The following is a 13,031-nucleotide window of genomic DNA, read 5'->3' on the forward strand; positions in this document are numbered from 1 at the left end:
TCAACTAAGCCTATCCAGCCTTAGATCCCGGGCGATCCGGCCCGAAAGCCGCAACCAACCCCAGGCCACCGGTAGGGCACCAACCCCTGGCAGCAGGGCCAAAGCCGGCCTGGCGCCGGCGGCAAGCACTGCCGCTGCTATGGCCAATGCCCCCAGCAGCACCGCTTGACCACTTAATTGCTGGCTAAGGGCTAAGCGGCGCAGCAGGCGATCGCTTTCACCAGCGCGGATTTGAAGTTGCAGGTCCCCCTGCTCCAGCCGGGCTAGGCCTTCATCCAAACGCTTGGGTAAACCCAAGGCCCTGGTGCTTACCTGGGCCGCTTGACGGGAGAGGTCGTTGAATAATTCCGAGGGGCCGGATCCACTGGAGGTCATTAAGGGCAGTAGATAGGGCTTTGCGATCGCCACCAAGCTAAAGCCAGGATCAAGGCTGCGGCCAACCCCCTCAAATGTTGATAGGGCCCGCAGCACAAAGATCAATTCCACCGGTAGGCGAAAGGGCTGGCCATAAACCAAGTCGTAAAGGTCGGCGGAAATCCGCTGCAATATTTCACCGCTAAAAGGAGGTGTGAGGGCTTCCTCAAGCATCACCCGCACAAGCCGCCGCACCGGGCCTGGATCGATGCCAGCTTCTATAACTCCCGCCTGTTGCAGTTCCTGCACCAAGCCAGCTGCATCCCTGAGGGCCGCCGCCCGCACCATGGCCCCAAGGCGCCGCCGCAACCGTGGTGACACCTGACCCATCATGCCGAAGTCGTAATAGATCAAGCCGCCATCAGCAGCTACGGCCAAGTTGCCCGGGTGGGGATCAGCATGGAAAAAACCAAACCGCACCAATTGCTGCAGGTAGCTGGTGGCACCCAGTTCAGCCACTGCTGTTGGATCAATACCTTCCGCTATTAATTGCTCGCGGTTGGTGATCTTGATGCCGGGCAGGTAATCGAGGCAAAGCACCCGTTGGCTCGATAGTTCCCACACCACCGCTGGAATCCGGATTTGAGGATCCTCTAAAAATTGCTGACGAAAGCGGGCTGCATGTTCTGCCTCGATGCGGAAATCAAGCTCCCGCAGCAGCACCCGTTGGCATTCCTTTGCCATCGCCACCCAATCCCTACCCCTGCCCCAACTGGGATGGCGCTGCAATAGGGCCGCCACCTGAGCCATCACCACTAAATCAAGCCGGAATAAAAATTCCAAGCCGGGGCGCTGCACCTTGAGCACCACATCACGGCCACTGCGCAAACGGGCGCGATGCACTTGGGCAAGGCTGGCGGAACCCAATGGTTCGGCATCGATCTCAACGATTTCCTGGCAGCGGGGCCCCAATTCCTTTTCCAGCCGTTGTTCCACTTGGCTGAAGGGGAAAGGGGGCACACGATCCTGCAGCCGCGCCAATTCCTCCACCCATGCAGCCGGCAGGATGTCGGGGCGGGCCGATAGCAATTGGCCCAATTTGATGAAGGCAGAACCCAATGCCAACAGGGTTTCCACCAACCACTGGGCTAGGCGCTGGCTGCGGCGTAGGCGCCGCTGTTCCGTGATGCCGCCGATGTAAGTGAAGGCTTGGCCATCCCACCAAAGCCGCGCCAGCAAGAGCAACACCACCCGCCAAATGCGCAGGGAACGCCAAAAACTGCGCACTGCCAGCTTCAAACCTGGTCCTCTAATAGACGGTTGAAACTGGCCACCTGCTCGCGTAAACCATCAACCTGTTCCTGCAGGCCAGTGGGGGCATCTGTTGATGGGGAGGCACTTGGATTGCCATCGAGGCGATCGGCCTCAGCCTGCACCTCCTCCCAAAAAAGTTGCAGGTCGGTTCTTATTTTTTGGGGTGCATCTTGAGCTAAAAGGCTTAGTTGGGCAGCGGCATCGATGGCACTGCTGCTGGCCCTAGCTGCTAGCCGATTTAAGGCAGCCTGCAAAAGCGTATCGGGGGTGCTCATGGCGGGGGAAGGGCTGGAGCAGATTCTGGCGCCATTGGTGGCTCAAGCGGGGGAACTACTGGTGGAGCCAATGGAGGAATTAGCTCCGGTGTGGCCAGCAAATCCACCCGATCTAAGCCGTAGCGCATGCGCAAACTCTCCAAACCGGTGCCGGGAAAGCTCTTTAGCTCAAATCTTTCGCCAAGCCGCACCAAATTGGCAAAGCGGCCGTCTAGCAAACGATGGGTAATGCCAAAAGTTAAACCAAAACACAAACCCACCAGCAACGGTGCTGAAGGATTCCAGGGATTGGGCCGTTTGCGTTTAGGAGTTGCCATCGGCAGTTTGCAACTGATCTGCTGGGATTGCTAAGCGCAACAGGATCGGTGCCAAAAAGGTGGTGCCAATCACCATTATCAAAATTGCCGCCTCTAAAGAAGGTGTAAGCAAACCGGCAGTGGTGCCTAAACCAAGAAATATCAAACCCACCTCACCCCTGGGCATCATCCCCAAACCCACCACCAATCGGTTGGTGGGCACGGCACTAAGAAAACTCCAACCGGAGGCCAATTTGCCAAGGATGGCAACGGCAAACAGAAAAGCAGCCACCACCAGGCCGGCCCGGTTAGCTGGAGTAGTTGGATCCAACACCGATAAATCCATGGCGGTGCCGATCAACACAAAAAAGATCGTTGCGAATAGGGAAACCAAGGGTTTTACCGTTTCTTGAATCGCCTCTGTGTGGCGCGAACGGCTGAGGATCAAACCAGCGGCAAAGGCCCCTAAGGCAGCCTCTAAGCCAATGGCCGTAGCCCCAAAACAACACAAACAAAGCACCAGGAATGAGGCCACCACGATTTCACCTGGGGCCTTTAGGCGATCTACTAGGAAATCAAAGGGGCGTGCTGCCGTGCGGCTAAGGCCAATGGCCGCAAGCACAAACAGCAATGCAGCTGCAACCAACTGCAGGATCGGGCCCATGCTCAAGCCCCCATCGCTGGCAAGGGCCACCACCACCGCCAGCACAACAATGCCGATGATGTCGTCGAGCACTGCAGCACCGATAACGATCTGCCCCTCCCGCGATCGCAACATGCCCAGCTCGCCAAACACACTGGCGGTAATACCAATGCTGGTGGCTGTCATCGAGGCACCGGCAAACACTGCAGGCACCAAATCCACGTGGAATAAAGCCATCAGGCCGGCAGTGCCTAGGGCAAAGGGCAAGATCACCCCAGCCAAGGCAACGGTGCTGGCCTGCATCCCCACAGCGATTAATTCATCCAGTTCGCTCTCCAAACCGGTGAGAAATAGCAATGAATAGAGGCCGATGCTGGCCACCGCCTGCAGAAACGGATAGGTGCCGTTTGAGATCTGATTCACCTGTTCACTGCTCACCTCCCCCAATTGGCCGGTGAGATTAAGCAGCCACGGCGCCGTTGCCACACCACTTTCCGGCGGCACCACCAAATGCAACCCCGACACGCCAAGTAATACCCCCGCCAACAATTCACCAAGGATTGTGGGCAGCTGCAGCCGCACCATCAACTCCCCCAAAAGCCTTGCCGCCACAAGGATTAATAAAAAACGTCCCGCCACCACAAGGGTTGTGGCCTCCACAACGGCGTGGCTGTTAGCGAACAGAGGGGTCACTGAAGCCTGGGCCTGATCTGTGCTCCAAGTATCCGCTAACGGGGTGCTTAAAAAAGGCTTTGGCCACTCTTAACAGTTCTTTCCTGCGCCATCGCTACGGTTCAAGTAAGCCCTTGAACAGGTCATGAGCCAGCAACCTACGGAATTCAGCATGCCCACCCCCAGTTGCTACGCCGATCCAGAACGGAGTGGCCTTGGCGCAGGCGATTTATTTGCTGGTATCACTGAACATTTGTTTTTCACCCTGGGCAAGCTGGCCACTAATGCCACCCCCCACGACCTCTACATGGCCCTGAGCTATGCGGTGCGGGATCGACTAATGACCCGGTTCCTGGCGGGTAAGGAAGCATTGGCAAACCAACCCAGTAAAACCGTTGCCTACTTATCAGCTGAATTTTTAATCGGCCCCCAACTGGGTAACAACCTGGTGATGCTGGGCATTGAGAAGGAGGCAGCTGAGGCGATTAGCCGCTTCAACAACAGCGATATTGCCAAGATCCTTGATGTGGAAGAAGAACCAGGGCTTGGTAATGGTGGCCTGGGTCGTTTAGCTGCTTGTTATATGGAATCGCTGGCCAGCCTGGAAGTGCCAGCTGTTGGTTATGGGATCCGCTATGAATTTGGCATTTTTGATCAATTGATCCGTGATGGCTGGCAGGTAGAAATCACCGATAAATGGCTTAAAGGTGGCTGGCCATGGGAATTAACCCATCCCGACCAAGCAGTGTTTGTTGGCTTTGGCGGACGCACCGAGGGCTACACCAACGAAAAAGGTGAATATCGCGCCCGCTGGATTCCCGCTGAACATGCAATCGGCATACCCCACGACGTGCCGGTTTTGGGATACAAAGTAAACACCTGCGACCGCCTGCGGCTATGGCGCGCTACCGCCAGTGAATCCTTTGATTTCTATTCATTCAATATTGGTGATTACTACGGTGCAGTAGAGGAAAAAGTTGGTTCTGAAACCCTTTCTAAGGTGCTTTACCCCAATGATGGCACCGATGAAGGCAGGCGCTTGCGTTTAAAGCAACAGCACTTCTTTGTTAGCTGCAGCCTGCAAGACATGCTGCGCAACTTGGATAAGCGCGGCATTCCTGCAATTGAATTCCCCCAGCATTGGGCGGTGCAATTAAACGACACCCACCCGGCTATTGCCGTAGCGGAATTAATGCGCCTCTTGCTTGATGATAAAAACCTGGAATGGGATGTGGCTTGGGATATAACAAGCCGCTCCTTGGCTTACACAAACCACACCCTGCTACCAGAAGCGCTGGAGAAATGGGGGCTGCATTTATTTGCAAGTTTGCTGCCAAGGCACCTGGAACTTATCTATGAGATCAACCGCCGCTTCCTGCAACAGGTGCGTTTAAAGCACCCCGGCGACGACAGCATCCTGCGCAAACTATCAATCATTGATGAGGATGGCCATAAGGCAGTGCGCATGGCCCACCTTGCAACGGTTGGCGCCCACCATGTGAATGGCGTTGCCAGGCTGCACTCCGATTTAGTTAAAAGCAGCTTGATGCCGGAATTTGCAGCTTTATGGCCTGAAAAATTCACCAACGTAACCAATGGTGTTACACCAAGGCGATGGATGGCCCTATGCAATCCACCCCTACGCAAACTACTTAATGATGCCATTGGTGATGGCTGGCTCCATAACCTAGATGAATTGCGCCAGCTGGAGCGCTATCAACATGATGATGGCTTCCTGCAGCATTGGGAGCAAACAAAACTTGGCGTAAAGCGCGATCTTGCCGCTTATATCCATAGCCACACCGGTGTGCTTGTGGATCCGGCTTCCCTGTTTGATGTGCAGGTAAAACGGATCCATGAATATAAACGCCAACATCTAAATGCCCTGCAGGTTATCGCCCAATACCTGCGAATTAAGAATGGCCAAGGCGATGGCATTGCACCAAGAACAGTGCTGTTTGGTGGCAAGGCAGCCCCCGGCTACTACATGGCAAAACTGATTATTCGTTTTATTAATGGCATTGCCGAAACGGTTAATTCAGATCCGGATATGGATGGCCGCCTGCGGGTTGTGTTCCTGCCTGATTACAACGTGAAACTGGGTGAACGGGTTTATCCTGCCTCCGATCTATCTGAACAGATTTCCACTGCAGGTAAGGAGGCATCCGGCACTGGCAATATGAAATTTGCCATGAATGGTGCCTTAACTATCGGCACCCTGGATGGGGCCAATGTGGAAATCCGCGAACAGGTGGGAGCTGAAAACTTCTTCCTATTCGGACGCACCACACCGGAAATAGAAGAGCTGCGTCATCAGGGTTATCGCCCATGGGAAATCCTTGAAACCCTGCCTGAATTGCAACAGGTATTACATGTGATCGAACAGGGTCATTTCAGCAATGGCGATACCGAACTATTCCGGCCACTTGTGGATAACCTTCGCGGCCAAGATCCGTTCTTCCTGTTTGCCGATTTTGCCTCCTATATGGATAGCCAAAATCAAGTGAGCCAGGCCTGGTCTAACCGCCAACATTGGAATCGCATGAGCCTATTAAATACTGCGCGGATGGGTTATTTCTCCTCCGACCGTTCAATCAAGGAATATTGCGAACATATTTGGAAAGCAACTCCATTTCCCATCACCATAAGCGCAGCAGCTGATAAGGAAATAAATTCCTAAATCAACTCAAATCGGGGGTTTGATGGAGCAAGCGGTTTAAACGTAAGCGGTCGGCATTGAGGGGATCAGGGGCTAGCTCACCAGCTAGCTCCTGGAATTTCTGTTCAACCGCTTCTGGTACACGCACATCAAAAATACGCTCCATCAACACTTCAATTGAGAAAAGATGGGCATTTACGTTTTCCAGATCAGCTAACGCTTGCTGCAGGCTTTCATCTTCCGCTGGCAATTCTTGGCCTGGGGTAGCGGCATCTGGCACTTTTTGGAGATCTTCCAAAACCCTGCCGGCCAGGGTGCGAAAAGCTTGCAGGGCAGCCCAATTTAATTCCTGCTGCTGACGCAGGCTGGGATTTTCCCTTATCAGCCGATCGTGTTCCCGGTAAAACCGCAGACAATCAGGGCATTGGCAGGGCTCTTCTGGCACCGTGCTCCCTTCTTCACCAAAACCCATCATGCCATCAGGCGGCTAATTGCCCATCGTCGTCTTCATATTCTGCCTCCTCTTGGCCTGCAGCAACGGGCAGGGGAATTTCAATGGTGCTAACCACCTGAATCACATCCCGCAGGCGCATGGCATCAGCAAACCAACCCATGGCCTGCTCCACATCACCCCTGCGTTCCGCATCACTGGCTTGATCCTCATGGGCTTCAGCCAATAGGGCGAGCCAACACAAACTGCGGGCTTGCACTACGGAAAGATCTAATTCAGCGGGAGAATTTCCGGCGATGCGTTCACTTTCCTGTTGCACCAACAGGCGTAAACGCAGATCGTGGAGCTGGGTCATGACTCCTTGGTGGCCGCACCTACGCTAGCTACGGTGGCGGGGATGCAACAGCCCACCACCTGTGGAGGTGGCGCAGCTTTCTAAGATTCAGGCCCTTAATGTTCTAGCAACTTTTCCTTAATCCAATTGCTTCGTTAGTGGGTTTCGAGCTTTTTTGACCTCGGCAGAAGTAGAAGTAAGCCTGAGGCGATCAATACAAGCGTTAATAGACCAAGCAGCAGGGAATAGTAGGGCTGCAGATTGAGCACACCAAATTTCCCCGTGTGGATCTTTAACAACCAAAAGGCATCGATACCCTGCTCCAATAAAAGGCCGTATAGGGAACCACTAGCAGCTGTAATTAAAAGCGGAATGGCGGCGATGGGCACAACTAAGCGGTGCAATTTGCGGGGCTTCATTGCTTACGCAACTCCTTATGCAAATTACTCTCATCGGCGCAGGGCATCCAAAGGCCATTATTTTGATGGCTGCCTTTACAACCGAGCTCAAGGGCACGTTTTTCAGCTTCTGCCTGGGTTTTATACATGCCTTTGCTGTGGGCTAACACAAAATTTGGCAGCAAACAAAACAAGATCGCTAGAATAAATTTCATAGGGATAACCTTAAAGGGTTAAAAACATAAGGGTAAAAATTAAAGGGGGAATAAATTATCAAACTTATAATATTCAGGCTTGTTTAAACCATCATGTTGCAACATGCCCCGCAGCTGCATTATCTCCCGCCGTTGGGCAATGATGATTGATCGAGCCATTCTTTTAACAGTGGTGTTATTTGATTTCTTAAGGGCATCATGGGCCATTTGCAATGCACCGCCGTGGTGTTGCAGCATTCCTTCTAAAAACCACTGCACCCGATTGGCACGGTTGGGGGTAGTGCCCACCATTCGCATCGCCTCTATCTGGGCAGGTTCCATCGCTGCTAGGGCCTCGATCGAATTTGGGTCAGCGCCATTTGGCAGGCTTACCGGGTAGATAGGAGCATCTGGATACCAAGCCTTGCGCCATTGGCCCATCGCTTTAATCTCCTGGGCCTGGTCGTTCCAGATAGATCTTGCTAAAGCTCCAACCCCCGGTTCACCAATATTAAATACATATTCACTCATTATTAATGCACCCGTGTGATGTTGCTGCATGGCATCCAGCCAGCGCAAATCATAGGTTGCTCCCGCAGGGCCCACATCATGGCTGTGGGAATCATGACTGGCAGGGGCCTGTTGCTGTTGATTATGGTGTTGATGGCGATTATGATGGTTGTGGTGGTTATTTTTTTGGGCCAGAACAGCGGAACTATTAAAAATTAGTAATAACAGCAAAAGCAGCCAATGGTTTTTCCTAGAAATCATTTTAGTTGCTAACATATAACAAACACACTCTAGCAAATGCTTTTAAATCTGCGCGAGCACATTCAATCCCTACGCATGCTGGCAGGGCTGGCGAAATTCCTAAAACATCCAGATAGCCTTGAAAGTGTTTTTGCGATTGCAGGCGGTGTTCAAAACAGCCCCCTCGCTACACAGATGGGCCGTTATCTACTAAACCAGCCTGGAATCCAAGCGATGCTGGCCGACAACTGGCGGCCTAATCCGATTGATTTAAATGCCCTAGAGCAGTTGCCAGAAGGCAGCCTTGGCCATACCTATGCAAAACAACTTAAAGACCAAGGCTTAACCCCTGAGGCATTAATAGATCCGGCTACTATTACTAATCAACGGGAATTTTTAATACATCGTTTACGTGAAACCCACGACATCCTTCATGTACTCACAGGCTTTAGCACCGATGGGCCAGGCGAATTGGGTTTGCAGGCCTTCAACCTGGCTCAAAACCGTTCGCCCCTGGCGGTGATGTTGATTTTTGGCGGCATGCTTTCAACATTGCAAAATGACAAACCCCTAGAGCCACTTCTACATGCCCTCAGCCGTGGCTTTGAACTTGGCCTAACTGCTAACTGTGTAATCAGTTATCGCCTAGAAGATCACTGGGAAAGACCCTTAAGCGAGTGGCGTCAAGAATTGAAACTGAATTAAAACCTATTGCAAAGTATTTATAGCAAAAGTCATCCCAACATGAGAGGATGCCACAACCAACTCTACAATCAAAATAATGCCCAATTTAAAAGCGAACCAGTTAGTAAGTTCCCAAGTGCCATCATTAACAATTCTCTGGCAAGATGATCCCGCTAGTTGGCAAAAAGATAGCGATGACCTTGCTAGGCAGTTCCTAGGATTAATGGGAAATGATCCAAGCCAACCCTGGAATCTAGTACTAGATATAGATGGGCCATATAGTACCGCCGGATCTTGGGGACAAGCAACTCTCTTAGCACTACTCAATAGTCTTGCATCACTCGGAATGCAACCAAATCTTATATTTCATCCAGACGGCGAAAAAGCCACACAAGATTGGATTAAGAATCCTAGCAATCCCATAACACAACTAGATCTAGAGGATGAATGGGCAGCAATGGTGAATTATATGGCGAAATTTAATGCCGCGATCGCCAAGGCAAATTCAAACCTTTCAGACACACCTATAAAGCTGCCTGAATTTACTTCATTTATAGCTGAAGGCAAAGATTTCGCACCGATAGATCCAAATAAAAGTAAGTTGGATACATTTAACTTTTTAAAACATCAGCTGCAAACCCAAGGCATTCAAAACCCAGAACCATGGAATACGGGGGATTGGCAGCAAGGAATTGCACTTAGTGAAAACAGCGATGGAAGCCCCAATCTGGAAACACCAGATTCAGGAGTATACATGCAAATTTATGATTTTTATAATAAACAAGGCCAAAGCTCAAACACTCTTGTAGGTCAACCTACAGATCCTAGTCAAGCTCTATTGCTGGGTTCAACAATGTTTAGTGTGCTGCAGGAAGAAACGAATCTACCCATGAATCCAGGGGCACTCAGATATCCAAACAGAGCTCCCCAAATATTTAACTTCTCTGGCCAAGATCAAGGAAGCGGTAGTATTAATGATGCACCTGTCTTTGGTGGTTTAGGTCAACCGGGCGTCGTTAAAGGGCAAGGATGGAATATCGATTCGTTCAATCAATTCTTAAATAGCTACAAATCAGAATTCCAATTAAAATCAAATCAAACTGCACCAACTTTAGGCATTTGGGCGGCAGAAAATGCCTTAAACGTACTAGTTCCGCAAGCGAGCTCTCTCACCCGCCATGAGAATGCATTTTCAAGTATTGCTACAGAGAATGAAAATGACCTGCTCGTAAATAAATATCAACAAAACCTGCTGATTCACAGCAATGTAAGCGGTAAACTTATATTTAATCTAGAAATTTGCGCGGCACTTAGGAGCGGGATTGGTATCTATCCATTACTAGACGATGATGCAAGAATCGTGAGCCCCCAAGGAAGAATACTTTCCGTTAGCGATTCTGAATATCTCGCCAATGCCAAACAACTAGCCATAGACACAAGCAATTGGTTTATAGATTCTCGCCCCGCGGGAGATGCAAAAGCCCATAAATTCACTTGGGACGTACAGCTTAAACCCAATCAACGTTATGCCCTAATAGCTGATAGCGATTTGCAAACATCTGGAGGATTATATTCGAGCATTAATTACGCAAATTTTGATAACAAAATTCAATTTGCACCCGCTGTAAGCAATCCCAACAAAATAATTGGATTTGAAGACCTGCCCAATGGAGATAATGACTTTAATGACATAAAACTTGAAATTCCAAACATTGAAAATATTTTATTTAAATCGAGCTCTTTATTTATGTCATCTCCGATCGGATCATCTAATAATATCCCGGAAATTGACGTTCTCTGGCAAGATGCAAGCGCCCTAGATAAAGGATCAGCTTACCAAATAGCGCAACTAATAACGGGAAATCCCAATAATAGCGATCTAAAATTAATTATTAATATTTCAGGGCCAAGCTCTAAAGCAAATCCAACGCCAAAGAGTCATAGCGGTTTTCCAGTTATTGAAAATTCGCCACAACAATTGGTAGATTTTATCAACAATATAGATCTTTCTGTGAAAAAACTTGGAGGCTCTTGGAATGGCCCAATTGTTTATCACCCCGATGCCACAATGGACGACTTTGCCCATGATTGGAGTGGATTTACTGGAACTGCGCCATCACCAATCGCAGGGAATCCAAACATTAATTATACATTAACGACTAATATTAAAGAAACTTATGAGGCGTATATTGATTATCTGAATGTTCTTAATCTTTATCTTCAAAATGGAACCACTAACAAACGCTATTTCAATGAATTTATCTATGAGTATGAAAACTCGCAGTTTGCTCTGAAAAATGGCGGCGGCGAGGCTGCTATATTTAGTTCTAATAGTGTAGTTCGCCGCTACCAAGGTAATCCAAACCTTCTTATTCAAGGCAAAACACCTCTTGATAACATTCCGTTGTCAGGATCAAGTAGCCCTATAACAAATTGGGATTCTCAGAACGATCGCGCCGGATGGGGAGCCGACTTATTTTATGCGCAAGTTTATGATTTTATAAACGATTCAACAGATTACAATCCAATATGGGAGAAATCTGATCTCTCTCAGATAGATCCTAATCTGTATAGCCCTTCCGAAGCCGCTGATTTATTTGCTAACTTTTTTACAAATTCATTAGGGAGAAATCCCAGGGATCAAATTAATAATATTAACCGTATGGTTTTACCCCAGGCAAATAGCCAAACGCCAGCGAGAGAATTTGATCCTAGGGCAAACTTTATATTCAGCTATGGTCCCGATGCAGCAGATGGCCCGGTTTTTTATTCAATCAAACCTGAAACAAGCCAATGGACATGGAACGCAGATGAATTCGCTTCTTTTCTCACTGGTTTACGCACCAATCTCCCCCCTAAACTAGATAAAATAGCCCAAGGAAGTGGCAAGTTTGTATCGGGAGTAGAAGATTTTAAGCTCGGGGTTTGGGGTGCAGATAGGGCACTAGATGCCTGGTTTGGAGTTCCATCCCCTTTGGAGCTAGGGAGATTGCGAAACGAACTCATCTAAAAATCGCGGCAAAGTGAATCCCTAAAATCGTTTTAGAGTTAATTAATAGACCTGCTTGAGCGGATTAGCAACGACACAACCGTGCGATTCCGGAAAACGTGTGCTAGGAGAACATGTCTTGCTTTTGCTGATGTGTTCAGCACTAATCTTTAAATATGGTTACTTCTTAATTTGGCTTGATTTTGCAGATATCTGAATGGGCTTTAGCTTAGTGCCATGAACAACGTTAAAGATATTGAAGCTGCTTTTGACTCCCAAGAATGGGACCAGCTAATAGAGCAAGACCTTGATGCTGGTCGCCTTGATTGGCTAGCTGATGAAGCCATGGCTGATTTGGGTGTGGATCGGCACCCATGCTCAATACGACCAGCTCCTGACCAAATAACGGGGCTGGCGGGACTCGAACCCACGGCCTACGGTTTAGGAAACCGAGTAAGAAGGCTGGTATGACAGGGTTTAGCAATAAATTTGCCTAAATACTTGCCTAAATCAAGTGCAAATATGGCGCAAAGGGTCTTGATTTGGGAAAATTGGGCTTAGGAACCCACCAAAAAGCTATGGCTTCGCAGGGACAGCCAAGTGATCTAGAAGACATCCAGATGAAAGACTTGGCAAAGGCGTGGGCCGACATAAACGGTGGAAGATTGTGGCTGCAGGCTGGAAACAAACTGGCGCTAATAAAAAATAACAAGTTCGAGGAAGATGAAATATTATTCAATGCATCTGAGAACGAATTTCTTAAACATGGAGAAACAAAATTAGAACACCTACAATGGCGCCAACTGGAATTATATGAATTATGCGAAAGAGCAGCATTCTATTTGACAAGGAGCATTAATAAAAATGATCAAGGTGAAGACTACCTAGATATAGTCGAAAGAGATTATGATATTGACGAATCGCATACAAAACGTTTAATAGAGCCTGAAATTGAATGGGCTCAATTAGAGACAGCGGTAACTGACTGGTATCTAAAAACTAAAAAAAGAACATCCTT

The 13,031-nt window shown here is 49.2% G+C and carries 14 protein-coding genes; 5 read left to right on the top strand and 9 right to left on the bottom strand.

Annotated features, from left to right (window positions below; translation table 11 throughout):
* Genes KBY68_RS10905 through KBY68_RS10920 form a run of 4 tightly spaced genes read right to left on the bottom strand, consistent with a single transcriptional unit; the run spans position 1 to position 3,575 of the window.
* A complete protein-coding gene (locus KBY68_RS10905) occupies positions 1–1,653 on the bottom strand; it encodes an ABC1 kinase family protein (protein ID WP_255097202.1) in 1,653 nt (550 codons plus the stop codon).
* A complete protein-coding gene (locus KBY68_RS10910; protein WP_255097203.1) occupies positions 1,650–1,943 on the bottom strand; it encodes a hypothetical protein in 294 nt (97 codons plus the stop codon). Before KBY68_RS10910 ends, KBY68_RS10905 begins: the two co-directional genes overlap by 4 nt.
* A complete protein-coding gene (locus KBY68_RS10915; protein WP_106499584.1) occupies positions 1,940–2,260 on the bottom strand; it encodes a hypothetical protein in 321 nt (106 codons plus the stop codon). Before KBY68_RS10915 ends, KBY68_RS10910 begins: the two co-directional genes overlap by 4 nt.
* Positions 2,247–3,575, bottom strand: coding sequence for a cation:proton antiporter (locus KBY68_RS10920; RefSeq protein WP_255097205.1), 1,329 nt, complete (start codon positions 3,573–3,575; stop codon positions 2,247–2,249). The genes KBY68_RS10915 and KBY68_RS10920 overlap by 14 nt, the downstream gene beginning before the upstream one ends.
* A gap of 124 nt (positions 3,576–3,699) precedes the next feature.
* Between KBY68_RS10920 and KBY68_RS10925 the strand changes: the two genes are divergently transcribed.
* Positions 3,700–6,234 carry a glycogen/starch/alpha-glucan phosphorylase gene (locus KBY68_RS10925; protein ID WP_255097206.1) on the top strand — a complete coding sequence of 845 codons (2,535 nt, stop codon included), beginning with the start codon at positions 3,700–3,702 and terminating at the stop codon, positions 6,232–6,234.
* Position 6,235: 1 nt separating this feature from the next.
* Here the strand turns inward: KBY68_RS10925 and KBY68_RS10930 are convergent, their stop codons facing one another.
* The 5 genes from KBY68_RS10930 to KBY68_RS10950 all read right to left on the bottom strand — a co-directional run bounded on the left by KBY68_RS10930 (position 6,236) and on the right by KBY68_RS10950 (position 8,361).
* Entirely contained in the window at positions 6,236–6,658 is a 423-nt protein-coding gene (locus tag KBY68_RS10930) for a DUF8661 family protein (protein ID WP_255097216.1), read from the bottom strand.
* A gap of 34 nt (positions 6,659–6,692) precedes the next feature.
* Entirely contained in the window at positions 6,693–7,019 is a 327-nt protein-coding gene (locus tag KBY68_RS10935; RefSeq protein ID WP_106499587.1) for a DUF8670 family protein, read from the bottom strand.
* Positions 7,020–7,153: 134 nt separating this feature from the next.
* Complete coding sequence (locus tag KBY68_RS10940) at positions 7,154–7,417, bottom strand: hypothetical protein (RefSeq protein WP_106499588.1); 264 nt, start codon at positions 7,415–7,417, stop codon at positions 7,154–7,156.
* Complete coding sequence (locus KBY68_RS10945) at positions 7,414–7,611, bottom strand: DUF3721 domain-containing protein (RefSeq protein WP_255097208.1); 198 nt, start codon at positions 7,609–7,611, stop codon at positions 7,414–7,416. Before KBY68_RS10945 ends, KBY68_RS10940 begins: the two co-directional genes overlap by 4 nt.
* A 39-nt stretch (positions 7,612–7,650) precedes the next feature.
* On the bottom strand, positions 7,651–8,361 hold the full coding sequence (locus KBY68_RS10950) for a DUF305 domain-containing protein (protein WP_255097210.1): 711 nt from the start codon (positions 8,359–8,361) through the stop codon (positions 7,651–7,653).
* Between the two features lie 36 nt (positions 8,362–8,397).
* Between KBY68_RS10950 and KBY68_RS10955 the strand changes: the two genes are divergently transcribed.
* The 4 genes from KBY68_RS10955 to KBY68_RS10970 all read left to right on the top strand — a co-directional run.
* Positions 8,398–9,045, top strand: a complete 648-nt coding sequence (locus KBY68_RS10955; RefSeq protein ID WP_255097211.1) for a Coq4 family protein — start codon at positions 8,398–8,400, stop codon at positions 9,043–9,045.
* Positions 9,046–9,121: 76 nt separating this feature from the next.
* Entirely contained in the window at positions 9,122–12,034 is a 2,913-nt protein-coding gene (locus KBY68_RS10960; protein ID WP_255097212.1) for a DUF4114 domain-containing protein, read from the top strand.
* A gap of 216 nt (positions 12,035–12,250) precedes the next feature.
* Positions 12,251–12,484 carry a hypothetical protein gene (locus KBY68_RS10965; protein ID WP_255097213.1) on the top strand — a complete coding sequence of 78 codons (234 nt, stop codon included), beginning with the start codon at positions 12,251–12,253 and terminating at the stop codon, positions 12,482–12,484.
* Between the two features lie 80 nt (positions 12,485–12,564).
* Positions 12,565–13,031: hypothetical protein (locus tag KBY68_RS10970; RefSeq protein WP_255097214.1), on the top strand; the 467-nt coding region annotated here is incomplete at its 3' end.

The organism is Synechococcus lacustris Maggiore-St4-Slac, from assembly GCF_024345595.1.
GTDB lineage: Bacteria > Cyanobacteriota > Cyanobacteriia > PCC-6307 > Cyanobiaceae > Synechococcus_D > Synechococcus_D lacustris.